Raw genomic sequence first — 24,699 nt, 5'->3', positions numbered from 1 at the left:
ATAAATGGCTTCAAACAAAATACAATTTAGAAGTATTCACGAACTTAAAGATCCGGCTTTAAATAATAAGCTGGCTCAGAAAGAGTTCCAGGAAGAAATTCCGGTAGAAGATTTCCTTGGAGATGCTGAACAGAACGGGTCCGGTACTTCAAGAAGGGATTTCTTAAAATTATTAGGTTTCTCTACGGCTGCAGTTACGTTAGCTGCATGTGAAGCTCCGGTAATTAAAACAATCCCCTATGTGGTAAAACCGCATGATATTATCCCGGGGATCCCGAATTTTTACGCTTCAACATATTTCGACGGCTTTGACTTTGCAAGTGTTCTGGTAAAGACCCGTGAAGGAAGACCGATTAAAATTGAACCGAACCCGGCTGCCGGAGATTTGGGAAAAACAAGCGCAAGAGCTCAGGCAAGTGTACTTTCTCTTTATGATAACGATAAAGTAAAACAGCCGAAATTTGAAGGTAAAGACGAAACTTTCGATAAAGTGGACAGCTTTGTCATTAAAGGACTGGAAGAAGCTAACGCGGCAGGTAAAAGAATCGTGTTGTTATCACACTCTTTTGCTTCCCCTACTTTCAGAAAATTATTCGCTGAATTTAAAGCTAAATATCCTACAGCAGAATTAGTAACCTATGATGCTTTCCCTTATGCTGCGGCTTTAGATGCAGCACAGGAAGTTTTCGGAACCAGAGCTTTACCGGTTTATGACCTTAGAGGAACAGAATTGGTAGTTGGGTTCCATGCTGATTTCTTGGGAGATTACAACGCGGCAAGCCTTGAGTCTTCTTATGCAGCAGCAAGAAAACCGGGAGCAAACATGTTAAGACATATCCAGGTAGAATCCAATATGTCTTTAACAGGTGCCAACGCAGATTCAAGAGTTAGGTTAAAGCCAAGCCAGGTTAATAAAACACTGGTAGAGGTTTACAATGCAATTGTTGGCGGAGGAACGGCTGATAAAACGGCTTCGGAAATCGCAAAAGAACTTCAGGCAAAAGGAAGCAAAGCAGTTGTTTTTGCAGACAGCTCTAAAGGTGCTCAGGTACTTGCTCACCTAATTAACCAGAAATTAGGATCCGTTGCTTTCACAGGTAAGGCAAACTTCTTAAAAGACTTCGATAAGGCAAGATTTCAGGAATTCCTTGGATGGGTAAATGCAGGTCAGGTTGGTGTATTGATTACCAACAATGTAGACCCTATTTATTCTTACCATAAAGGTGAAGACTTCAAAAAGTCTCTGGCAAAAGTTCCTTATGTAATTGCGGTTGCCGATAAGAAAAATGAAATGTACAGAGCAGCGAAAGCTGTAATCCCTGTAGCCAACTGGCTGGAATCATGGGGTGATATCGAACCTCAGACAGGCGTATATTCATTAATGCAGCCTACCATTCAGAAAATTTACAAATCAAGACAGATTGAAGAATCTCTATTGGTATGGAAGAACGGTAAAAACAATGCTGCCAATAACTATTACGATTATCTGAAAGCAAATGCTTCTTCTATTTTAGGAGCTACTTCTTTCAATAAAGCTTTATACAACGGTATCAATGCTTCTCCAAATGCTACGACATTGTCTTATGCCGGAGGAAACGCTGCTCAGGCAACGGCTGAATTAGGAGCTTTCAAAGCTTCTGATCTGGAGTTGGTACTGTATACAAAAACAGCAATGGGAGACGGTACCCAGGCCAATAACCCTTGGCTTCAGGAATTACCGGATCCGTTGACAAGAATGTCTTGGGATAACTACCTGACCATTTCTCCTAAAGATGCAGAAAGATTAGGACTTGAAAATGATCTTAATGCAAGGATGCAGCTTGACGGTTCTATTGTGAACCTTACGGTAAACGGAGTAACGGTAAAAGATGTTCCTGTATTCATCCAGCCGGGTCAGGCAGAAGGATCAGTAGGTCTTGCGCTTGGATACGGTAAGAAAAATTCAGGAGCTACCGCTGATACAGGCGTAAATGCTTATCCTTTATTTGACGGTTCCAACCTGGCGGTTTCCAATGTTAAATTAGAAAAAACCGGAGAAGACCACGAATTCGCGGGAATCCAGCTTCAGAATACCTTAATGGGCCGTTATGAGATCGCTAAAGAAGTTCCTTTGGCTGAGTTCTTAAACGTTGACTTTGATGACGAACATAAAGGATGGAACAAGCCTTTGGAATATCATACCATCAGCGGAGCACTTCCGGCAAGAAAGATTGACCTTTGGGATGCTTTCGATGATACGGACGGGCCTCACTTCAACATGTCTGTGGATCTTAACTCATGTACTGGCTGTGGATCTTGTATCATTGCCTGCCAGGCAGAAAACAACGTTCCGGTTGTAGGTAAAGAAGAGATCAGAATGTCCAGAGATATGTACTGGTTAAGAATTGACCGTTACTACTCTTCAAGACAGAAGGTGGAAGTATATGAAGGATTAAAAGAAGGAATGGCTGTACCAGAATTGTACGGTACCGCTTTCGGAGACGGAGGTGCGCTTAACCACCCTGCAGACAATCCTGATGTAATCTTCCAGCCGGTAATGTGTCAGCACTGTAACCATGCACCTTGTGAAACTGTATGTCCGGTAGCGGCTACTTCACACGGTAAGCAGGGGCAGAACCACATGGCTTACAACAGATGTATCGGTACAAGATACTGTGCGAACAACTGTCCGTATAAAGTAAGACGTTTCAACTGGTTTACATATAACTTAAATGACAAGTTTGATTTCAATCAGAATAACGATTTAGGAAGAATGGTACTTAACCCGGATGTAGTGGTAAGAACGAGAGGGGTAATGGAGAAATGTTCATTATGTATCCAGATGACCCAGGCTACGATTCTTGAAGCGAAGAAAGAGAACAGAGTGGTAAGAGACGGAGAATTCCAGACCGCATGTTCAAAAGCTTGTACTACAGGATCTATCCAGTTCGGAGACATGAATGACAAAGCATCTGAAGTCAGAAAATTATATGCTGACAACAGGAGATATTATTTACTTGAAGAGATCGGAACCAAACCAAACGTGTTCTATCATACTAAAGTAAGAAACAGAGTAGAAAAATAAAGTTTAAATAATAAATAGGTAAAAAATGTCAGGACATTACGAAGCTCCGATAAGGGAACCTCTAATTATTGGTCACAAAACTTATCACGATATCACGGAAGATATTGCACGACCTATCGAAGAAAGAGCAGGTAAATTATGGTGGATTTCACTATATGCAGCCTTAGTTCTATTCATCTACGGATTCGGGTGTATCGCCTATACCATCGGGACAGGTATTGGAGCATGGGGGCTTAACAGAACTATTAACTGGGGTTGGGATATTACCAACTTCGTATGGTGGGTAGGTATCGGTCACGCCGGAACCCTAATCTCAGCAGTATTATTATTATTTAGACAGCGTTGGAGAATGTCTGTAAACCGTTCTGCAGAGGCGATGACGATCTTTGCGGTAGTACAGGCGGCTATCTTCCCGGTAATTCACATGGGTAGAGTCTGGGTAGGATATTGGGTATTCCCTTTACCGAACCAGTTCGGTTCTCTTTGGGGGAACTTCAACTCTCCTCTACTTTGGGACGTATTTGCAATCTCTACATATTTCTCGGTATCCACAGTATTCTGGTTTATGGGATTAATCCCTGACTTTGCAATGATCAGAGACCGTGCGAAAACACCTTGGACAAAGAAAATTTATACATTTCTGGCATTCGGCTGGGGTGGTAAAGCAAAACACTGGCAGAGATTTGAAGAATTATCTTTGGTTCTCGCAGGTTTGGCAACACCGCTTGTATTCTCAGTACACACTACCGTATCTTTTGACTTCGCAACTTCGGTAATTAAAGGATGGCACTCTACCATTTATCCTCCTTACTTCGTTGCAGGTGCAATCTTCTCAGGATTCGCGATGGTACAGACGCTATTGTTAATTGCAAGAAAAGTATGTCACCTTGAAGACTATATTACAATGTACCATATCGAAATCATGAACATTGTAATTATCCTGACCGGTGGTATGGTAACGGTAGCTTATGCTACAGAATATTTCATCGGATGGTATTCCGGTTCAAGATATGAAGACTTTACCTATCTTTCTCCGGGTGCAGCTGTAGGACCTTACTGGTGGGCTTTCTGGGCATTGATTACGTGTAACTTGATTATCCCTGCCTTATTCTGGTTTAAGAGAATCAGAACCAACATCATTGCAACATTTATTATTGCATTGATCATCAACATCGGAATGTGGTTCGAGCGTTTTGACATCATCGTAATCAACCTTTCCAGAGACTACCTGCCTGGATCTTGGACGATGTTTAAGCCAACTATTATTGATGTGGGTGTATATTTAGGAACAATCGGGTTCTTCTCCGTATTATTCCTGTTATACGCAAGAACATTCCCTGTAATCGCACAGGCAGAATTAAAATCGATTTTGAAAATCTCAGGTGAAACTTATAAAGCAAAAGAAGGAGATGAGCACCACTAAAATTGTATACGGACTTTATGCTGATGACGACGATTTGATGAACGGCGTTAAAGCATTCAACGATAAAGGAATCGCGATAAACGAAGTCTATACTCCGTTTCCGGTTCACGGACTTGACAAAGCTTTAGGATTGAAGAAAACCAGAATTTCTGATGCTGCTTTCCTTTATGCACTTTACGGTGTTACAATCGGTGCTACGGTAACCTGGTATACCATGAACCATGACTGGCCCCAGAATATCGGTGGTAAACCGGCTTTCGACTGGGCTCACAACATGCCGGCATTCGTAGTGCCAATGTTTGAGCTTATGGTATTCTGTGCCGCTCACATGATGTCTCTGACTTTCCTGGTAAGAAATAAAATGTATCCCGGAGCTCCCGCACAAAACCCGGACCCGAGAACAACGGATGACAAATTCATGATGGAATTCGTAACTGAAGATGTAGAATCTGTAAAACAGTTGCTGATTGAAACCGGAGTTGAAGAAATAACTGTTAAAGACGCTTAAAATGAAAAAGAATGTACTAAAAATTACAGCAGTTTTAGGTTTAACAGCGGTTTTACTTAACTCTTGCGGACCGAAAGAGAATACACCATTAGTATATTTCCCTGATATGTATTTTCCGGTAGCTTACGACCCGTTGATGAAAGCGCAGGATGCCTATTCAGATCATGAAAATGAAATCCCTGCTTTCGTTAGAAATAATGGAGCTACAGGTCTTTCCCCGGTAGAAGGATCAGTATCACAGAATAAAGACGGCATTTTTGAAGAAGGCTTACTTCCTAAAAATGTAGATGAATATAATGCAGGCTATGATGCTTCCAAAACAATGACCGTTTCCCCTTTGAATGCAGCCAACGCAGCGAAGGATATTGAAAGAGGAAAACAGCTGTTTGACAAAACATGTGCCGCGTGTCATGGTGTAGGCGGAGACGGACAGGGCCCGATTGTACAGACGGGAGCCTTTACAGGTGTACCGAACTATGCAGACAGGGAACTTACCGTAGCATCTGTTCATTATGTAATAACAAACGGTAGAAATGCAATGGGATCTTATGCGGGACAGCTGAACGCAGGAGACAGATGGAGAGTAGCCATGTATGTGATGAATGCCTTCAAAAAAGGAGCAGCAGCACCTGCAGCCGCTACCGCAACGCCGGCAGCATCAGCTACAGCTACGACAGCAGAAGCGAAACCTGAAACCACTACCGCAACTAAAAAATAAGAAAAGAAATGTATAGTTTTTCACCAAAATTAAAATCAACTTCTATAATCCTTCTTGTTGTAGGTTTAGTTCTATTTGCTGTAGGTTTCTTTCTGAACAAAGGACTTACTACTGAAAAAATTGAACACATGATGGAAGCGGTTCATGCTTCCGGTCATACGGCTCCTACACATTCCAGTGAAATGGTGGGTCCTCAGGATCATGCTGCTCACCTTGAGCATACGGAGCTTCAGGTACACAACCAGCCTTTAGCGGCAATACATTTTGTAGCTGTATTTTTCTTTGGAGTGAGCTGCTGCGTATTATTCTTCTATTGTATCCAGCATGCTGCACACGCAGGATGGCCGATCATTATTACAAGGGTAATGGAAGCTATTGCTTCTTACATTCCTTACGGAGGTGCAATCCTTATCATCTTAATGATTTTGAATATCACACATATCGGGCACCTGTTCCACTGGATGGATCCGGAATTGACAGACCCTGAGTCCGCTCATTTTGATGTGCTCCTGTTTGAAAAAAGAATATTTTTAAATATTCCTTTCTATGCCATAAGAACGCTGATCTATGTATTCGGAGCATCTTTCTTCGCATGGAAACTGAAGGCACAGTCTAAAAAAGTAGATGAAACGAAATCCAGAACCGAATATCAGATGCTTTACAGATGGGCAGTAGGATATATTGCATTCTTCGGGTTTGCATCAGCTGCATGGGCCTGGGACTGGTTGATGTCTATTGACCCTCACTGGTATTCTACAATGTATATCTGGTATTCCATGGTAAGCTGTCTTTCAAGCGGTATCGCGGTAATTATCCTTTTAAGCGTTTACTTAAAGAAAAATGGATTCCTTCCTCAGTTCAATGACAACCATTTGCATGACCTTGGGGTATTTCTTTTCGCAACAAGTATGCTTTGGACATATACCTGGTTTGCTCAGTTTATGTTATATTGGTATGCCAACATTCCGGAAGAGGTAAATTACTTCTTCGGAAGGTTCCAGCACTACTCTCCTACTTTCTTGCCTATGCTGATTGTTAACTTCTTAATCCCGTTATTGGTATTGGTGAGCAGCAGTATCAAAAGGAACTATAAAGTAGTAACGGTAATGGCAATCGTAGTGATCTGCGGACACCTTTTGGATTACTTCAACATGGTAATGCCGGGAACGGTAGGGCCATACTGGAAAACACCTGAGGTATTCTTACTAATTGCAGGAGCAATTCTATTCGTAGCAGGATTATTTATGTTTACCGTGCTTTCAGCGTTAGCTAAGCTTAAATTAATCCCTACAGGAAACCCTTACCTTCATGAATCTGAAATTTATGAGTATCCTTTCTAAGGACTTGTAACAAGATAAATTTTAAAAGACTGATTATTTAATCAGTCTTTTTTTTGTGCTTACAGGCAACCTTTTTAAATCCGAGCTGTCTTTATAGTAGATTCGATATAAACTTAAAAATTATAAACAATGAAAAAAACTCAATTGCTCGCTCTTCTCTTTGTGCTGCTGTTAAACTTATTTAACGCACAAAACACGGCTTTCCTTTCAGAAAAAACAAAGCAGCCATTACCGAAGGTTTCTGTTTTCGGGAAAGACGGAAGCATCATCGCCTATTCTGATATCGACGGAAAAATAGAACGGAAGTTATTAAACCCTTCACAGGAAAAATTTCAGCTGGTGTATGACAATGTATTGCTGGGAACATTTTCTTATGCTGAACTGGATAAAGAGATCGTACAATTAAATGACAGGGTAAAGGATATCGAACCGGTTGTTATAAAAAATAACAAACCTGCAAAATATGCTTTCGTTAAAGGAAATTTCAATGCATATGTTACTTTAAATAATAATCTGAATTGTTATGTTGACGGCATTGTCACTTACGTTTTCGATAATAAAACTAAAAAAGTAAAAAGCACCAATATCGAACAGTACCGTGTTTTCAGGTTAGAAAATGCATCAAATGACAGAAAGGAGACAGGATCTTGGGACTACAACAGCTTCCTGGATCTTCCGGGCCTGAAGAATGCAGGCAATATTGAAGAGTTTAAAAGTAAACAGGCAACCATAAAAGAACTCAAAGGAAATAAAAAAGATGAAATAGAGATCAGCGGCAGTGCACTGCAGGAAAAAGAACTGGCCCTTTTCGGTTATAGGTTATATGATATCAAAACCATTATTAATCATTCGTACGATAAAGATTCAAATAAAACCCTGAGAGATTTTCTGGAATCGAATGAAATTGCCTTCATCAAGCTTAAACATAAAACCGAGCCCGATTACAATCAGGTAATTGTCTACAGAAACTTCTATCCTACAGAATTGGATTTTACCGATGATAACGATGTTGCCGACAAAGTAAAATTTAACAAGAACATCAGTCAGTACAAAACCGAATACTGGCAGGACGCTTCCTTCCCGAATATGCAGGCCGTTTTCAGTTCATTTTTTAAGGACCGTTTGAAAGAACAACAAAACAAAAAATAAAATCTGCTATTAATAAAGGTTTTACTAAATTTGTGGCAAACCGAATTAAAAATGAAAAAGTTTTCTTTTCTGCTTATTTTCAGCCTGTTGCTTTTTACGGCATGCAAGAAAGATTATGCAGATGCTACCAATACCAAAACTTTGCAGTCCAGCATCAATGATATGACGGCCAGCCTTCCTACCATTAAACAGATCAAGTTTAATGAAGCCCTGTACATTTTAAAAACTTTCGGGGTGGAAGCAGACGGCGATGTGGCAGAACTTAAAGCGCTCGGACAGCTGATCAACGGGAAAAAAGTTCCTGAAATCCTGTCAATGGCAGACCAGGTGGCACAGAAAAACGGCATCGAATGGGCAAGCACAGCGCCGCCGTCATTAGGGGAAATGAACATTTTCGGTGACGATAAAGCAAAAGAAAGCGACCCGAATGATGTAAAAGCCAGTTCACTGAGCATCCTGGTAAATCCTACCGGAGACGATGGCTTCGGAGCACCTACCGCAATCCAGATTGTGCCGAGGCTGGTTGACAATTCAGGAAAACCTATCGCATTTACAGGAGCTGGCCTTGAAACAACACTTGAAGTATACAGCAACGGCGTGAGGCTTTCTACCGCGAAAAACCTGATGCAGGATAATAATTTCAAAGGATTTAATTTAAAATTCTCATCCATTCCGGCAGCTAAAGTGGTAGACAACAAAATTGACATCACCGTATCTGTAAAAACAACAGGAAAAACATTCAAAATGACCAAGATCGGGTTGGATGTGAATCCTTCATTACTGAAAGTTCCGGTTCCGCAGGTCGTAGATTCTATGGCCGTTGAGCAGGATCCTGCTGTAATCGATCCGAATAATCCGGGAGCAACCGTACCGGGAGCAACCACAGATCCCAATGCCACAACTCCGGCAACGGTTCCTGCAACGCCTAAACAGCCGGCTGCAGATCCTAAGAATGTAGTATCCGGATTTCTGAATAACGTAAGTTCCCAAAACCTGAAAGCCGCTTACAGCTCAGCAAGCAACCCGAACTGGGGAAGCTACGAATCGTTTTCAAACCCTAACTCCGGTTTCGGTTCCGTAAAAAATGTAAGTGTAAAGAACATTACCTCAAATTTATCCAATGCCAACGCAGCAAGTGTTAATGCGACCTATGACGTAACGGATAAAAGCGGAAGGACCACTTCTTTAAAAGCGACTTTCGGACTTAAAAACGTAAACGGGGAATGGAAAATTTCCAGCTATAAAATAAATCCTTAAAAAAATGGCTTCACAGGAACTCATCAGCAGGCTCGAAGAAAGAATTGAAAATGTATCTGATTTTCCGGTTCCCGGGATTCAGTTTAAAGACATCTCGCCTATTTTTCTTGACCCGAAACTTTATGAAGACGTTATTGCAGATCTTGTTTCATTCAGCAAAGGAAAAGTAGATGCCGTATGCGGGATTGAAAGCCGCGGTTATCTTTTCGGGATCGCCATTGCCGTAGCCCTTGAAGTCCCTTTTATCTTAATCCGGAAAGCAGGAAAGCTTCCGCCGCCGGTGATTGCGGAAAAATATGATCTGGAATACGGAAGTGCCATTATTGAAACCCGTGAAGGGCAGATAAAACCGGGACAGCGTGTTCTTGTTCATGACGATCTTCTGGCAACCGGAGGAACTACGGAAGCCGCTGCAAAATTAGTGGAAAAGCAGGACGCTACCGTTGCACAGTTCAGTTTCCTGATCGGCTTAAAAGGACTGAACGGAGAAGAAAAACTGAAAAAATTCAATGCAGAGGTATACCATATCCTGGAATATTAAATTTTAAACATCATAAAAAATGCCTCATAAAAAATTATAAGGCATTTTTTGCAGCTGATCATTAGCAATTCTTATTGCAGCCTGTATATTTATTTCTTTTTTATCAATAATCCTGCAAAGTATTTTGTAAATCATTCAGAAACAATTAAATTTGCATTTCAATTTTTAACAATTTATGGCAAAACTTACAAAGAATGCTCAGAACGAGCAAGAAGGTAAAGAAACGGTGGAGTTTTTTAAAGATCTTGACAGAGAGGCTTTAAACACAGAAAGATTCCTTGAAAAATATTCAAAACCGCTGGGTATTGTTTTCGGATTACTTATTTTAGGTGTTCTGGGATTTTTCGGTTACAAACAATTTGTTGTAGCTCCTAAAAATGCTGAAGCTGTAAAAAGTTTCCTGGCTGCCCAGAAAAATCTTGCCGAAGGCAAAGAGAAAGAGGCACTGGGAGGAAAATCTGCTGCTAATCCAGGTTTCCTGGGAACTTATAATGAATACTCCGCAACAAACATCGGTAAACTTTCTGCTTATAATGCAGGGATTTTAAAGTTTAAGGAAGGTAAATTCCAGGAAGCATATGATCTTCTGGATAATTTTTCTTCTGATAACAAAACGATGATGGCTATGAAGTTCGGTGCCATGGCAGATGCTCAGTCAGGCCTTAACAAAAATGATGATGCTTTACAGCTATTGGAAAAAGCAGCTTCTGCTTCTGATGATCCTTATACCACGTATTATTTTACAAGAAAAGCAGGGATTTTAGCATTAGGCTTAAACAAAAAAGCAGATGCTAAAAAGTATTTTTCTGCCATTGACGAAAAATACCAGGACTATGACAACGGGATGTCTGATTCTTATATTGAAATGACTAAATATTACTAAATAATGGCAACAGTTAATCTTTCTGATTACAAGCCACTTCATATAAACAATGCCGATGAATTTTCTATCGGCATTGTTTTTTCTGAGTGGAATGATTTTGTAACCTACAACCTTCGGGATGCAGCACTGGAAATCCTTCAAAAAGAAGGGGTAAAACCTGAAAATATTAAACTCTTTCCGGTTCCGGGAGCTTTTGAACTGAATTACGCCAGCATGCAGCTTTGCAAAGAGCGGAAGTATGATGCCGTTATTTCAATCGGATGCGTAATCCGCGGAGAAACACCTCATTTTGATTATGTCTGTTCTGCCGTGGCACAGGGAATAAAAGACTGTAATATTTTAACAGATACGCCTACTATCTTCTGTGTACTTACCGATGATACCAAAGAGCAGTCGATTGCAAGAAGCGGCGGTGACCTGGGAAATAAAGGGGTTGAAGCAGCCGTAACCGCTTTAAGAATGATCGATTTCAAAAAAAGCCTTTCGGATAAAAAAGGAAATATCGGTTTCGGACATTCGTAACAGCAGCATTCAGATTAAAAATTCAGAACTATATTTTTATAGTTCTTTTTTTATTACAAACATCTAAAACGCACTTATCATAATTTTAATAAAATTTTAAATATTTATAAAATTTCCAAATAAATCGTCTGTTTTAAAATTTTATCCTGAATGATTCACCGGAAAAAGTATATTTGTGAAAATTTAATATACCGTTAACGCAATGTTCATTCAGAAAACAAAGCCCTTTTTATATTTAGGCAGCTTTTACCTTATTGTTTCTTTACTTTTAAGAACCGTATTTTTACTTGACCCCATTACGACAGCCCATTTCGGGGTTTTGGAAATACTGAAAATTTTCGCGGTCGGCTTCATTAATGACTGTTTTGTTTTCATTTTAGTCTGTCCTTTCTTGGCTCTTTACTTTCTGTTTTTATCAGATTCAAAATACAGGAAGCCATATGGTCAGGCTATCTTAGGTTTATTGGCCGTTCTTTTTCTGTATATCCTTCTTATTCCGAATAATATATTTAAGCAATATGGCGGCTCAATTGCTGAAATTGCCCTGATATTTATCGGTTTAAAAATACTCTTCTTCGGACTGATGTTCCTTTTACCGGAAAGACGAGTTAAAATCAGGAATATTTTTTATTTCATTACTATTTTTCTGTATGTTCTGTTAATTGTTTTTAACACCGTAAGCGAATATTTCTTTTACAGTGAATTCGGGCTGAGATATAACTTTATTGCTGTAGATTATCTCATTTATACCAATGAAGTAATCGGTAATATCATGGAAAGTTATCCTGTTGTTCCCCTGTTCCTGGCGATTTTTACAGTTGCCGGATCTGTCACAATTTTTATTTATAAAAAGACAAAGGCTGAACTTCTCACGCTTCCGGACCTGAAGCAGAAACTTATATTACTCGGATCTTTTTTAGTTTTGACAGGCATCAGTCTACTGGGCCTGCATTTTACGACAAAAATAACCGCCTGCAATGTTTTTGAGGAAGAAATCCAGGCAAACGGGTTACCGAAGTTTTATTGGGCATTTACCCACAACGAACTGGATTATTTTCAGTTTTATCCGAAGATCAACCAGCAACGGGCGGAAAGAATTTTCTTAAGTCAGTTTTCAGAACCTGTTCTGAAGAGGAATATCATTTCCGGGCAGCCTGAATTAAAGAAAAATGTTGTTTTGATTTCCATTGAAAGCCTCTCTGCAGATTTTATGGAGCATTACGGCAATACCCAGAAGCTTACCCCGTTTTTAGACAGCCTTGCAGACCGGTCCCTGATGTTTACCAATCTTTACGCTACCGGAAACCGGACAGTCCGCGGCCTGGAAGCACTGACGCTCTGTATCCCTCCCACTGCCGGAGAAAGCATCATCAAAAGAGAAAATGATAAGAATAAATTTACCACAGGAAGTGTTTTCAGTGCAAAAGGATATGACGTAAAGTTTCTGTACGGAGGGTACAGCTATTTTGATAATATGCAGGATTTCTTTGCAGGAAACGGCTACGGAATTGTGGACCGCAATAATTTTAAGCCTGAAGAAATTACCTTTGCCAATGTCTGGGGTGTGGCAGATGAAGATATGGCTAAAAAGGCAATCCAGACCATGAATCAGGAAAGCCGTTCAGGAAAGCCTTTTTTCAATCACTGGATGACGGTTTCCAACCACCGTCCTTTTACTTACCCGAATGGCAGGATTGATATTCCCGGCGATGCAAAATCACGCGAGGGCGGCGTAAAATACACGGATTATGCATTGCGGATGTTTTTTAAGATGGCTGAAAAACAGGAATGGTATAAAAATACCGTATTCGTTATCATTGCAGATCATTGTGCTTCCAGTGCAGGAGATGTTGAGCTTCCGGTAGAGAAATACAGGATTCCCGCCATGATTTTTTCTGACGGTTTCATTCAGCCTCAGAAATTTACAGAAACAATGTCACAGATTGATGTGATGCCTACCCTTTTCGGATTGCTTAATTTCAGCTATCAGTCTGAATTTTTAGGCCAGGACGTGTTCAGTAAAGAATTCCGGCCGAAAGCATATATTGCCACTTATGAAGATCTGGGGCTGATAAAAGACAACCATTTAACCGTAATTTCCCCAGTCAGAAAAGTAAAGCAATATGCTTTATTTCAGCAAAAAAACAAACTGGACCCTGCGTTTACTCTGTATTTTGATGAGAAACCTCTGAAAAACACCGCCCGGAATGAGAAGCTTGTTGAAGAAACAATTTCTGCCTATCAGTCAACATCATTCTGGCTGAAGAAAAACAAGCTTAACCGCTGATCAGGTGAGGGACAAAACGACTTTCGTTATTGGTAATCAGGTGAATACTTTCCCTGATGCCGATACCGGCCGGTTCCTGCCCGATTACCCAGCTCCCGATTACAGGATGATTTCCGTTAAAATCCGGAAGATCAAACAGCTGCTGGTAAATAAACCCTTCTTTTCCGTAGTCGCCCTTGTTGGTTTCAATGGGGATATTATTACGGTGCAGGGCTACATTGGCTCCTTCCCTGGAATACACCGGCTTTTTCGCAAAATCCTTCAGGTGCTTAGGCTCAAAATAAGCTTCAAGCAGATAAGGATGGTTTGGATATATTTCCCAGAGGATTGGCAGAATGGCTTTGGAGGAAAGAAGGATCTTCCAGGCGGGCTCAATCCACTGCGAGCGGAATCCGTTTCTTATCAGCTTTTCTGCAAACCCATCTTCTAAAATCCATTCATAAGGGTATAATTTAAAGATATATTCCATCACCGACTGGTCTCCCGAGATAAACTCTTCAACCTCCTCTGCCCAGCCGATATCCTGAATGGGAATAAATTCGGTATCGAAACCGGCCTGTGTGGCGCAGTCCCTGATATATTCGATATTGGTGACATCTTCAATATTGGTGAGGGAGGCAAAATAAATGTGGTTCGGATCCATGTACTTTCTGAGATACGTCCAGTAGTCCACCAGCTTTTCATGGATTGAATTGAACTGGTCTTTATCCGAAAACATTTCCTGCAGCCAGTACCACTGGATTACGGAAGCTTCATACAGGGAAGTCGGGGTGTCCGCATTGAACTCCAGCAGCTTAAGATTTTCACCGTCAAAACCGAAATCAAACCTTCCGTAAACTGAAGGATGGTCTTCCTCCCAGCTTGTTACAATATAATCCTGGAAATATTCAGGAATACTGAAGCGGTCCCAGAGATTGTTTTCAATAACATAGTCTACAGCTTCCAGGCACATCTGCCAAAGTTCGGCAGTTGCTTTTTCAATCCTGTTGATTTCATCCGGCGAAAATTCATAGTAATGACTTTCGTCCCAATACAGGCCTTCCAGTGAATGGTAGCCAAACCCTAAACTTTCGAGTTTGTGTTCCCAGTTCTTACGTAATGATGATGGTATTCTTTTCATATTATTTATGAAGATGCTCTGAAACCGCTTCTGCCGAGCCCGCCTCTTACTACTTTTCCTTTATAGGTGCTTCTTCCGATATTTGATCCGGAATTGATGGCATTGCTGTAATAGCCGGCCCGCTGATAACCGCCGTTGTTGTAGGCACCATACGGCCTGAAAGCGTGATACAGTAAAAGTCCTGTCATAAAGCCGTGTGTTCTTGAGTACGATGCTGTAGTATCAGACCTCATGTATACTTTCTTTTCATTTTTCCACTGATCGCGGGGCGGTTCCTGAGCGCAGGCAACAAGAATTCCCGTCACGAAAAGCAGTTTAATAGAACCTGATTTTTTCATGTTACTGAACCGTAATATAAAATTCGTAATCTTTTTTCACAAGAGCGTTGTGCTCATTCCCGTTTTCGTCTTCCACCACTTGCAAAGAATCACCCAGTGCCGGAATCGTATCTTTTTTAACGATTTCCTTTAAAAGTTTGTGGTCTTTCCAAACCTTATGTCTGGTCACCAGGATATCAGAATCCCCTGCATGCTGCACGGAGAGCACGGTTTCTATGGATGCTTTTTTATCAGCACTGCTTACCTCATCTTCTTTGTTTTCTTTCTCATTACAGGAAACAAGGCTTACTAAGAGAACGAATAGAGAGATTTGTTTAATTTTTCTCACTTTGGCATAATTTTTCACAAAAGTAATTATTTCGTAATGATAATAATTCTAAATTTACATATAAATAATAAATTATGAGATGGACAGACGACAGGGGCGGTAATGTGGAAGACCGGCGCGGATTAGGCGGCGGGGCCGTTGTAGGTGGCGGACTGGGAACACTGATTATTGCAGCGATTGTTTTTTTCCTGGGAGGTGATCCTTCAGCTATTTTATCTTCAGGCTCAGGCTCGGGGTCTCTACGAACCGAACAAAGGGAGCTGACGCAGGAAGATAAAAAAATCGGCGAAATGGTGGATATGATGGGAAAATGGAATATGACCACATGGGACCAGGTTTTCCAGCAGAACGGCATGAATTACACACCGCCTAAAATTATTCTTTTTGAACAGACTACAGAGTCAGGCTGCGGAACGGCACAGGCTGCAATGGGACCTTTTTACTGTCCTGCAGATCAGTCCGTATACATGGATATGAGTTTCTTTAATGAGCTGCAGCAAAGATTCGGCGCACAGGTAACGGAATTTACGGTGGCATATGTTCTGGCTCATGAAGTAGGGCATCACGTCCAGACACTTTTAGGCACGACCCAAAAGGTTGATGAACTGAGACGAAGCGGCCGGTATTCTGAGGAGGAAATGAACAGGGTTTCCGTAGCCACAGAGCTTCAGGCAGATTTTTATGCCGGCGTATGGGCAAAGCAGACCGATGCCCGAGAAAAAATTCTGGAGCCGGGAGATATTGATGCAGCCATCAGCGCGGCGGAAGCAGTAGGTGACGACAACATCCAGAAAAGATCCCAGGGATATGTGAACCAGGAAAGCTTTACCCACGGATCATCTGCACAGCGTAAAGAATGGTTTATGAAAGGCTACAATACCGGAGACATCACGCAGGGTGATACTTTCAATCAGCTTTTGAAATAATTTCAATTTACTCATAAAAAATAACCCTGAAGAAAATGATCTTCAGGGTTTTATTTTGTTCTTACGGCAATTCAATAGGATTGCTGTTTCTTTTGGCTTCTTCTTTAATCCGTTCTTCCATCCGCTTTCTCATATCGGCAGGATTCTGGTTTCCGCCGCCTCCCATTCTCATCTGAGGGCCTCCTCCGCCCTGCCCCATAAAGGCCATAGGATCTTCCTGAAATTTCTTCAGCTGTTTTGTATAATCAGCACGTTTTACTTTAACCGTATTCCCGAACTGGTTCAGTGCAGGAAGATCTGCGATTTTATAATTCTTCATCAGGTCAAAAGAATATTCCCCTTTATCATCTTCCACTTTCACAATAAGCCCCGGAAGCCCGTTAAACTTATACGGCCCGTCGGGATAAGGCAGGTCAGTGGTAAACCAGGCAGTCCATGTTCTGCCTCCGAAATCCGTTTCTGCCTTCTGTACTTTGTACTCCCCTATTTTTCTTGTTTCAGAAGAGATTTTCCAGTTAATCGGCCTGTCTTCCTCATACATATACATGTCTCTTCCGATCCTGTCTTTAAAAAATGTTTTCTGGTCGGCTTTGTTTTTTTCAACGGTATAATTGATATTGGTCCTTAAACCTTCCATCTGCTCCCTTTTGAACCCTCTGGCTCCGCCGCTTTTAAAATTAGCCTGCATAACAGAGTCTCTTTTGATCCTGTTCTCAGAATAGAAAACCGATTTTTCCGGGGAGATATCCAGATAGGCATTTTCAGTTTTAACCTCATTTTTATCAGAGGCATTCGGTTTTGCGGTAACCTGATATACAAACCTGTTGGTCTGGGCAAAAACAGTATTCATCATCAGGATGAAAGCAATAAGTATGGGTTTTTTCATTATAAGGCTGATTTTGTTATTTTGATTTTAAAATACGGCTAAAGTTAAAGGTATCAATAATAAAAATCGATAAAATAAAATCGCTAATTTTTATATACTAATTATTGTTCGTATTTTTGTAACATTAAATCATTCTAAATAAATACAATGATAAAAGTATCAGACCAAGCAAAGGCAAAAGCCATTCAGCTGATGACAGAGGAAGGCTTCAACCCGGTTGAAGATTATATAAGAGTGGGGGTAAAAAGCGGAGGATGTTCTGGTTTAGAATATGTTTTGAAGTTTGACAACCAAAAGACAGACACAGATCAAATGTTTGAAGACAATAACGTTAAAATTGTTATTGATAAAAAATCAATTCTTTATCTGGCAGGGACCGTTCTTGAATACTCAGGAGGCTTAAACGGAAAAGGGTTTGTATTTAATAATCCCAATGCATCCCGGACCTGCGGATGCGGAGAAAGTTTTTCTTTATAACTGGAAATCAGGGGTGATAAGTTAGCATACTGCGAAACTGGCCGCTGATCTCTATAATCTACAAAAATGAGTAAATATACTGAAGACGATCTGAGGGTCGATTTAGAAAATAAAAAATATGAGTTCGGCTGGGAAACGAAAATCGATTATGAAGATTTTCCGATCGGCCTGAATGAAGATATTGTCCGTGCTATTTCTGCTAAAAAAGAAGAGCCGGAATGGATGACAGACTGGCGTCTGGAATCTTTCAGAATCTGGAAAAAAATGATTGAGCCGGAATGGGCGAATATCAAATACACAAAACCTGATTTTCAGGCCATCCGGTATTATGCTGCACCGAAATCAAAACCTGAGCTGGACAGCCTTGATGAAGTAGACCCTGAATTACTGGCAACGTTCGCAAAATTGGGAATCAATATCGAAGAGCAGAAAAGGCTTTCCGGAGTTGCTGTGGATATTGTAATGGATTCGGTTTCCGTGAAAACCACTTTCCAGGATACATTGGCAGAAAAGGGAATTATCTTCTGCTCAATTTCCGAGGCTATCAAAAACCATCCGGATCTGATAAGAAAATATATCGGTAAAGTAGTTCCGAGAGGTGATAATTTCTATGCCGCTTTGAATTCCGCCGTTTTTTCTGACGGAAGTTTCTGCTACATCCCGAAAGGTGTAAGATGCCCTATGGAATTATCTACCTACTTCCGTATCAACCAGGCCGGAACAGGACAGTTTGAAAGAACGCTTGTGATTGCGGATGAAGGAAGCTACGTTTCTTATCTTGAAGGATGTACAGCACCGTCAAGGGATGAAAACCAGCTTCACGCAGCCGTAGTTGAACTGATTGCACTGGATAATGCTGAAATTAAATATTCAACCGTTCAGAACTGGTATCCCGGGAATGAAGAAGGAAAAGGAGGTGTTTTCAACTTTGTAACCAAGAGAGGGCTTTGCGAAAGAAAAGCAAAAATCTCCTGGACCCAGGTGGAAACAGGATCTGCGGTAACCTGGAAATACCCGTCATGTATCCTGAAAGGTGACGGTTCCATCGGTGAGTTCTACTCTATCGCGGTAACCAACAACCACCAGTATGCAGATACGGGAACCAAGATGATCCACATCGGGAAAAATACTAAGTCAACCATCATTTCAAAAGGGATCTCTGCAGGAAAATCCCAGAACTCTTACCGTGGATTGGTTAAAGTAATGCCTTCAGCCAAAGGAGCGAGAAATTTCTCACAATGTGATTCTCTGCTGATGGGTAACGAATGCGGAGCGCATACCTTCCCATACATCGAGATCAAAGATCCGACCGCCCAGCTGGAGCACGAAGCCACGACTTCAAAAATCGGGGAAGACCAGATTTTTTACTGCAACCAGAGAGGAATTGACACGGAAAGAGCCATCGCCCTGATTGTAAACGGTTTCAGTAAGGAAGTTTTAAATAAACTGCCTATGGAGTTTGCCATTGAAGCCCAGAAACTGCTGGAAATTTCTCTGGAAGGTTCTGTAGGGTAATTAATTAGAAATAGTATTTCATTGATAAGCGTTAGCGCCTTTGTTTATCCTAAAAAAGCAAAGGAGATTAAAAAATCTTAGTCTAGCCTTGCGATAAACTAAAATATATGTTAGAGATAAAAAACTTACACGCCAGAATTGAAGACGGCGCACAAATTTTAAAAGGAATCAATCTTGAAATAAAGCCGGGCGAAGTTCATGCGATCATGGGGCCGAACGGAGCCGGAAAATCTACACTTTCATCCATCATTGCAGGGAAAGAAGATTACGAAGTAACGGAAGGTGAAATTATCTTTGACGGTGAAAACATCATTGAAGATGCTCCGGAAGAAAGAGCCCACAAAGGAATTTTCCTTTCTTTCCAGTATCCTGTGGAAATCCCGGGTGTTTCCGTAACCAATTTCATTAAAGCGGCATTAAACGAAAACAGAAAAGCAAACGGACTGGAGGATATGTCAGCAAAAGATATGCTGGCCATGATCCGTGAGAAATCTGAACAACTGGGCATTAAAAAAGATTTCCTTTCAAGATCACTTAACGAAGGTTTTTCCGGAGGTGAAAAGAAAAGAAATGAGATCTTCCAGATGATGATGCTTAACCCGAAACTGGCTATTCTTGACGAAACGGATTCCGGACTTGATATTGATGCTTTGAGAATCGTTGCAGACGGCGTAAATACGTTTAAAAACGAAGGAAATGCCGTTCTTCTGATTACCCACTATCAGAGACTGCTTAACTATATTCAGCCTGATTTTGTCCACGTTCTGGCCAACGGAAGAATCATCAAAACCGGTGACAAATCCCTTGCCCTGGAGCTGGAAGAAAAAGGATACGACTGGCTTTTAAATTAATTGAAAGATTCAGAGATTAAAAAACAGAAATGTTTTATTAATTGATGCTTTACAGCTAGCTATTCATTCCGCGGAATGACAGATTTCAGCCTAATAAAAAGAAAAAAATGGTGCAAACCACACATATACCAGTAATGGCATTAAAAGAACAGATTACAGGAAACCATCATGCGTTTTTGGAGAGCCTCCGTCACAGATTTCTGGATGGGGACAGAAAAGCAGCTCTGCAAAGATTTGAAAACATGGGTTTCCCGACTAAAAAAGACGAAGAATACAGATATACCAGCCTTAAGGAAATCACTGAAAAGGAATACAACTTTTTCCCGAAAGAAAATCATAACATCACCAAAGAGCAGCTGGACCAGCTTCATCTGGGTGAAGAGAATTTCGACTGGATTACTTTCGTAAACGGCAGGCTCTGTAAAGAGCTGTCAAAAGTTTCCATAGAAAACGCTGAGTTCCTTTCATTCAATTATGCTTTGAATGATGAAAAGCACAGAGATGTTTTTGATAAATATTTTAATACAATTGCTTCAGACAAATCTGCGTTCACAAACCTGAACCAGGCGTACTGCAAATACGGATTCTTTCTGAAAGTCCCTAAAAATGTAGTGATTGAAAAACCGATCCACATTTTTTACATTTCTCAGAATCAGGAAGAAAACACCTTCTATAATACAAGGAATTTATTGATTGCAGAAGAAGGTTCCAAAGTGGAAATCATCGAAAGCCACCATAATTTTGACGGTTCCTACGTGCTGACCAATTCGGTGACAGAAATTTTCACGTATCCCAATGCAAAGGCAGACTGGCATAAAGTACAGAATGACAGTGATACGTCATACCTCATCGACAGTACTTTCGCAAAACAGGAAAAAGACAGTTTAACCACTGTAAACACCTTTTCTTTCGGAGGCAAACTGGTAAGGAACAACCTTGATTTTATCCATAACGGATCAAATATCAATTCATTCATGAACGGGATCACCATCATCGGAAAAGACCAGTTGGTAGACCACCATACAGCGGTTCACCACAATTTTCCGAACTGTGAGAGCTATCAGAATTATAAAGGTATTTTCAACGGGAAATCTCACGGGGTTTTCAACGGGAAGGTATTTGTAGATAAACTGGCCCAGAAAACCAATGCCTATCAGCAGAACAACAATGTTTTATTAAGCGAAGGCGCAATTATTGACACCAAGCCCCAGCTGGAAATTTTTGCAGATGATGTAAAATGTTCCCACGGCTGTACGGTAGGCCAGTTGAATGAGGATGCCTTATTCTACCTGAGGGCAAGAGGGATTTCTAAAAAAGAAGCCCAGGCACTGCTTTTATATGCTTTTGCCAATGACGCGATGCAGAATATCGACATCGAACCGTTAAAAGAAAAAATTTCAAAGCTTTTGGCGGAGAAACTGGAAGTTGATATAGAATTTTAATTACTATATAGTTGATAAATACATAACGGCTGTTTCAGGAATGAAACGGCCGTTTTTGTTATACAATTGAATCATGAAGTACACCTCATTTAAAAATCAATGGTAAGTAACCTATTAATGGTTAAGCGGCCTTGCTTCTATGATCATAAAATGTCCGATACGGTCTTTTATCAGCCATGTCCCATTTTGTTTCAGGTAATGGTCTTCATATTTTACATTATAATCAGTTAAAATATTCTGACCTTCTGTTTCCCTAACCATTTTCATGGTCGCGAAAGAAATCCCGGTTGCCGTGTCACCGCTAATTTTTACCGTGTGCTGACCATTTAATGTAAAGTAGGTTTTCACTTCTGCAGCATGCCCATTAAAATTCCGTTCCATCTCTTTCCTTCCCGAAACGTTTGAAATCAGGTTTCCGTTCATATATACTTTGTAAGTAAGATCGGGTGTAAAGAGATCCATTACTTCAGAAACCTTTTTCTCATCGCCTAAGTAAGCATAGTCATCGACTAAATTTCTTAAATCTTCTTTTGTCTGTACCATTTCTAATGTCATAATGTATTGTATTTATTGTTAAAATTATTTTGTATATAATTAATTGTTAATCACATGGACTTTTCGAAAAGTAAATGAAGCTTTACTGAGATTATTTTCCCTTTTTCTTATGGGTAAAATTATATTATATTTGATTACAATTTATTACCAGTTACTAAAAGGTTATCAGATAACAACATTGCAATCAACATGGAAGAAAAAAATTCAGCTGAAATTAATAAGGAATTTACTGATGACTGCCACACGGTTTTAGATGCGGTAAGTGATGCTTTGTACGCAGTCGGCGGTAAATGGAAATTAATGATCATTATCGCTATGGCAAGAGGAAACAATCGTTTCAGCGAACTTCAGAGGCAGGTTAAGGGTATTTCTGCAAGGGTTTTATCAAGTGAGTTAAAGGAACTGGAACTTAACGGTTTTATTATTAAAAAGGTTTCTGTTGGCTATCCTGTCCTGATTGAATATCAGTTGTTACCCTACAGTCATACATTGGAAGAACTGGTTGGCGCTATGACAAGATGGGGAATTCAGCACAGGGCAAAAATCAAAAGCGAAATGTCTGACGGGAACAAAAAAAATTCTTAGAGTTAAAGATATTTTTTAAAGTTTATCATTTGAAAATAGTACTGAGAACCATAATATCCTGATGAAATAATACACTTTATATTTTTCTGATGCTTATTTGTATGATGATGCAGCTAAAAAAAACCTTCAATATAAATCTCTTATAAATTGGCCCGATAGTTAATTTTTTACCTGTCCTTTTATTTTTCAACTACACATTTAAATCAATTTTCAATAATTTATGAAAAGCTTTTTAAAAATTTCACCATACGGCGAATTTTAATAAAAATCCGGTTATTTATATTTTTTTATTTTTACCGTAAACACCGATCAATGCTGATTAAAATTTACGGAAGTGCCATTCACGGAGTTGCGGCACAGACCATTACCATCGAAGTTAATGTAGACACCGGAGGAATAGGCTATCACCTGGTAGGCCTTGCCGATAATGCGATTAAAGAAAGCAGTTACAGGATTTCTGCTGCTTTAAAAAATGTCGGTTACAAAATTCCCGGGAAAAAGATCACGATCAATATGGCACCGGCAGATCTCCGGAAAGAAGGAGCCGCCTATGACCTGAGTATTGCCATAGGTATATTGGCGGCATCTGACCAGATTTTGGCAGAAAACATACAGAATTATATCATTATGGGGGAGCTTTCTCTTGACGGCACACTGCAGCCGGTCCGTGGTGTATTACTGATTGCCATTCAGGCCCGTGAAGAAGGTTTTAAAGGGATCATCCTTCCGAAACAGAATACCCGTGAAGCAGCCATTGTCAACAATATCGATGTCTTTGCTGCAGAAAACATCAAAGAAGTAATCGATTTTTTTAATGAAGGGAAGCCGCTTCAGAAAGTGGAGATCGATACCCGAAAAGAATTTCAGGAGAAAGTGAATGATTTCCCGTTTGATTTTTCAGAAGTCAAGGGTCAGGAAACAGCCAAAAGAGCCATGGAAGTGGCTGCGGCAGGAGGCCACAATATCATCCTAATCGGCCCTCCGGGAAGCGGGAAAACCATGCTGGCCAAAAGGGTTCCGAGTATTCTGCCGCCTTTATCATTGAAAGAAGCACTGGAGACTACAAAGATCCATTCTGTTGCCGGAAAAATGGGAACCGAAACTTCTTTGATGACTGTACGTCCTTTTAGAAGTCCGCACCATACAATCTCGGATGTGGCCTTGGTTGGCGGCGGCAGTTATCCGCAGCCCGGCGAAATATCTTTAGCGCATAACGGTGTTTTATTTCTGGATGAAATGCCGGAATTCAAAAGAACAGTGCTGGAGGTGATGAGGCAGCCGCTGGAAGACCGGGAAGTTACCATCTCTAGAGCAAGGTTTACCGTAAACTACCCTGCCAGTTTCATGCTGGTGGCTTCTATGAATCCGAGCCCGAGCGGATTTTTTCCGGATGATCCTAATAACACTTCAACCTCTTACGAAATGCAGCGGTACATGAGCAAACTTTCCGGGCCTCTTTTAGACAGAATCGACATCCACATCGAAGTCCAGAAAGTAGAATTTGAACAACTGACTGAACGGAGGAAAGGCGAGAAAAGCGAAGACATCAGAAAGCGGGTGCTGATTGCCCGTGAAATCCAGCGGGAACGGTATAGAGATTTAAAAATCAGCTATAATGCACAGATCGGACCCAAAGAAATTGAAAAATACTGTAATCTGGATGCTACTTCTTTCAGCCTCATCAAAATGGCTATGGAAAAACTGAATCTTTCAGCACGAGCCTATGACCGGATCTTAAAAGTGGCCAGAACCATTGCAGACCTTGAAGAATCTGAAAATATTTTATCGAATCACGTTTCGGAAGCCATACAGTACAGAAGCCTTGACAGGGAATTCTGGAATGCCTGATGTATCTTAATTCTCAGACTAATAAAGCCCGGGTAACATTTGTTATTCGGGTTTTATTATTAATTTATATCATTAATAAATATTACGTCAAGTTTTGTCGTCACGCCGGATCATATTTGTAATAAATAATGACAGA

At 40.6% G+C, this 24,699-nt stretch carries 23 protein-coding genes; 18 read left to right on the top strand and 5 right to left on the bottom strand.

Annotated features, from left to right (window positions below; genetic code table 11):
• Window positions 1-4 precede the first annotated feature (4 nt).
• The 11 genes from ASE55_RS00990 (at window position 5) to ASE55_RS00940 (ending at window position 13,692) form a co-directional block, all read left to right on the top strand.
• On the top strand, window positions 5-3,064 hold the full coding sequence (locus tag ASE55_RS00990; RefSeq protein ID WP_056214264.1) for a TAT-variant-translocated molybdopterin oxidoreductase: 3,060 nt from the start codon (window positions 5-7) through the stop codon (window positions 3,062-3,064).
• A gap of 25 nt (window positions 3,065-3,089) precedes the next feature.
• Window positions 3,090-4,487 carry an NrfD/PsrC family molybdoenzyme membrane anchor subunit gene (gene nrfD / locus ASE55_RS00985; RefSeq protein ID WP_027386891.1) on the top strand — a complete coding sequence of 466 codons (1,398 nt, stop codon included), beginning with the start codon at window positions 3,090-3,092 and terminating at the stop codon, window positions 4,485-4,487.
• A complete protein-coding gene (locus ASE55_RS00980; protein WP_056214261.1) occupies window positions 4,474-4,995 on the top strand; it encodes a DUF3341 domain-containing protein in 522 nt (173 codons plus the stop codon). The genes nrfD and ASE55_RS00980 overlap by 14 nt, the downstream gene beginning before the upstream one ends.
• A 1-nt stretch (window position 4,996) precedes the next feature.
• A complete protein-coding gene (locus ASE55_RS00975) occupies window positions 4,997-5,713 on the top strand; it encodes a c-type cytochrome (RefSeq protein WP_056214259.1) in 717 nt (238 codons plus the stop codon).
• Window positions 5,714-5,721: 8 nt separating this feature from the next.
• Window positions 5,722-7,053: a hypothetical protein gene (locus tag ASE55_RS00970; RefSeq protein ID WP_056214256.1), complete on the top strand. Its 1,332-nt coding sequence runs from the start codon at window positions 5,722-5,724 to the stop codon at window positions 7,051-7,053.
• Window positions 7,054-7,182: 129 nt separating this feature from the next.
• Complete coding sequence (locus ASE55_RS00965) at window positions 7,183-8,202, top strand: hypothetical protein (protein ID WP_056214254.1); 1,020 nt, start codon at window positions 7,183-7,185, stop codon at window positions 8,200-8,202.
• Window positions 8,203-8,253: 51 nt separating this feature from the next.
• Window positions 8,254-9,459 carry a hypothetical protein gene (locus tag ASE55_RS00960; protein ID WP_056214251.1) on the top strand — a complete coding sequence of 402 codons (1,206 nt, stop codon included), beginning with the start codon at window positions 8,254-8,256 and terminating at the stop codon, window positions 9,457-9,459.
• A gap of 4 nt (window positions 9,460-9,463) precedes the next feature.
• On the top strand, window positions 9,464-10,000 hold the full coding sequence (locus tag ASE55_RS00955; protein WP_056214248.1) for an adenine phosphoribosyltransferase: 537 nt from the start codon (window positions 9,464-9,466) through the stop codon (window positions 9,998-10,000).
• Window positions 10,001-10,175: 175 nt separating this feature from the next.
• A complete protein-coding gene (locus ASE55_RS00950) occupies window positions 10,176-10,883 on the top strand; it encodes a hypothetical protein (protein WP_056214246.1) in 708 nt (235 codons plus the stop codon).
• 3 nt (window positions 10,884-10,886) lie between these two features.
• Window positions 10,887-11,405: a 6,7-dimethyl-8-ribityllumazine synthase gene (gene ribH, locus ASE55_RS00945; RefSeq protein WP_056214243.1), complete on the top strand. Its 519-nt coding sequence runs from the start codon at window positions 10,887-10,889 to the stop codon at window positions 11,403-11,405.
• A 202-nt stretch (window positions 11,406-11,607) separates the two neighbouring features.
• Window positions 11,608-13,692 (top strand): LTA synthase family protein, encoded by a 2,085-nt coding sequence (locus ASE55_RS00940; RefSeq protein ID WP_056214241.1) that lies wholly within the window; start codon window positions 11,608-11,610, stop codon window positions 13,690-13,692.
• Here ASE55_RS00940 and ASE55_RS00935 read toward each other — a convergent pair.
• The 3 genes from ASE55_RS00935 to ASE55_RS00925 are packed head-to-tail and all read right to left on the bottom strand — an operon-like array spanning window position 13,682 to window position 15,478.
• Complete coding sequence (locus ASE55_RS00935; RefSeq protein WP_056214239.1) at window positions 13,682-14,812, bottom strand: glutathionylspermidine synthase family protein; 1,131 nt, start codon at window positions 14,810-14,812, stop codon at window positions 13,682-13,684. The two genes, ASE55_RS00940 and ASE55_RS00935, sit on opposite strands and share 11 nt — an antisense overlap.
• 5 nt (window positions 14,813-14,817) lie before the next feature.
• Entirely contained in the window at window positions 14,818-15,150 is a 333-nt protein-coding gene (locus ASE55_RS00930; RefSeq protein WP_056214236.1) for a hypothetical protein, read from the bottom strand.
• Between the two features lies 1 nt (window position 15,151).
• Window positions 15,152-15,478 carry a hypothetical protein gene (locus ASE55_RS00925; protein ID WP_128414468.1) on the bottom strand — a complete coding sequence of 109 codons (327 nt, stop codon included), beginning with the start codon at window positions 15,476-15,478 and terminating at the stop codon, window positions 15,152-15,154.
• Between the two features lie 74 nt (window positions 15,479-15,552).
• On the opposite strand from ASE55_RS00925, the gene ASE55_RS00920 reads away from it, so the two are divergent.
• Complete coding sequence (locus tag ASE55_RS00920) at window positions 15,553-16,404, top strand: neutral zinc metallopeptidase (RefSeq protein WP_056214230.1); 852 nt, start codon at window positions 15,553-15,555, stop codon at window positions 16,402-16,404.
• Between the two features lie 61 nt (window positions 16,405-16,465).
• On the opposite strand, the gene ASE55_RS00915 is transcribed toward ASE55_RS00920, so the two are convergent.
• Complete coding sequence (locus ASE55_RS00915) at window positions 16,466-17,290, bottom strand: GLPGLI family protein (RefSeq protein WP_056214227.1); 825 nt, start codon at window positions 17,288-17,290, stop codon at window positions 16,466-16,468.
• A 147-nt stretch (window positions 17,291-17,437) separates the two neighbouring features.
• Between ASE55_RS00915 and ASE55_RS00910 the strand changes: the two genes are divergently transcribed.
• From ASE55_RS00910 to sufD, 4 genes are all read left to right on the top strand, one after another.
• Window positions 17,438-17,767 (top strand): HesB/IscA family protein, encoded by a 330-nt coding sequence (locus ASE55_RS00910; protein ID WP_056214225.1) that lies wholly within the window; start codon window positions 17,438-17,440, stop codon window positions 17,765-17,767.
• Between the two features lie 66 nt (window positions 17,768-17,833).
• Complete coding sequence (gene sufB / locus ASE55_RS00905; protein ID WP_056214222.1) at window positions 17,834-19,282, top strand: Fe-S cluster assembly protein SufB; 1,449 nt, start codon at window positions 17,834-17,836, stop codon at window positions 19,280-19,282.
• A gap of 107 nt (window positions 19,283-19,389) precedes the next feature.
• Window positions 19,390-20,133, top strand: coding sequence for a Fe-S cluster assembly ATPase SufC (sufC, locus tag ASE55_RS00900; protein WP_056214220.1), 744 nt, complete (start codon window positions 19,390-19,392; stop codon window positions 20,131-20,133).
• Between the two features lie 134 nt (window positions 20,134-20,267).
• Window positions 20,268-21,575, top strand: coding sequence for a Fe-S cluster assembly protein SufD (sufD, locus tag ASE55_RS00895; protein WP_056214590.1), 1,308 nt, complete (start codon window positions 20,268-20,270; stop codon window positions 21,573-21,575).
• A 114-nt stretch (window positions 21,576-21,689) separates the two neighbouring features.
• On the opposite strand, the gene ASE55_RS00890 is transcribed toward sufD, so the two are convergent.
• On the bottom strand, window positions 21,690-22,130 hold the full coding sequence (locus tag ASE55_RS00890) for a nuclear transport factor 2 family protein (protein ID WP_056214218.1): 441 nt from the start codon (window positions 22,128-22,130) through the stop codon (window positions 21,690-21,692).
• A gap of 189 nt (window positions 22,131-22,319) precedes the next feature.
• On the opposite strand from ASE55_RS00890, the gene ASE55_RS00885 reads away from it, so the two are divergent.
• Together ASE55_RS00885 and ASE55_RS00880 are read left to right on the top strand one after the other, a co-directional pair.
• Window positions 22,320-22,715: a winged helix-turn-helix transcriptional regulator gene (locus ASE55_RS00885; protein ID WP_056214216.1), complete on the top strand. Its 396-nt coding sequence runs from the start codon at window positions 22,320-22,322 to the stop codon at window positions 22,713-22,715.
• A 312-nt stretch (window positions 22,716-23,027) separates the two neighbouring features.
• Window positions 23,028-24,563: a YifB family Mg chelatase-like AAA ATPase gene (locus ASE55_RS00880; protein ID WP_056214214.1), complete on the top strand. Its 1,536-nt coding sequence runs from the start codon at window positions 23,028-23,030 to the stop codon at window positions 24,561-24,563.
• The last annotated feature ends 136 nt before the right edge of the window (window positions 24,564-24,699 follow it).

This window comes from Chryseobacterium sp. Leaf201 (assembly GCF_001421435.1).
Taxonomy (GTDB): Bacteria; Bacteroidota; Bacteroidia; order Flavobacteriales; family Weeksellaceae; genus Chryseobacterium.
Note: the sequence above shows the minus strand (reverse complement) of the source record. Positions and strands in the feature narration are given on the sequence as shown.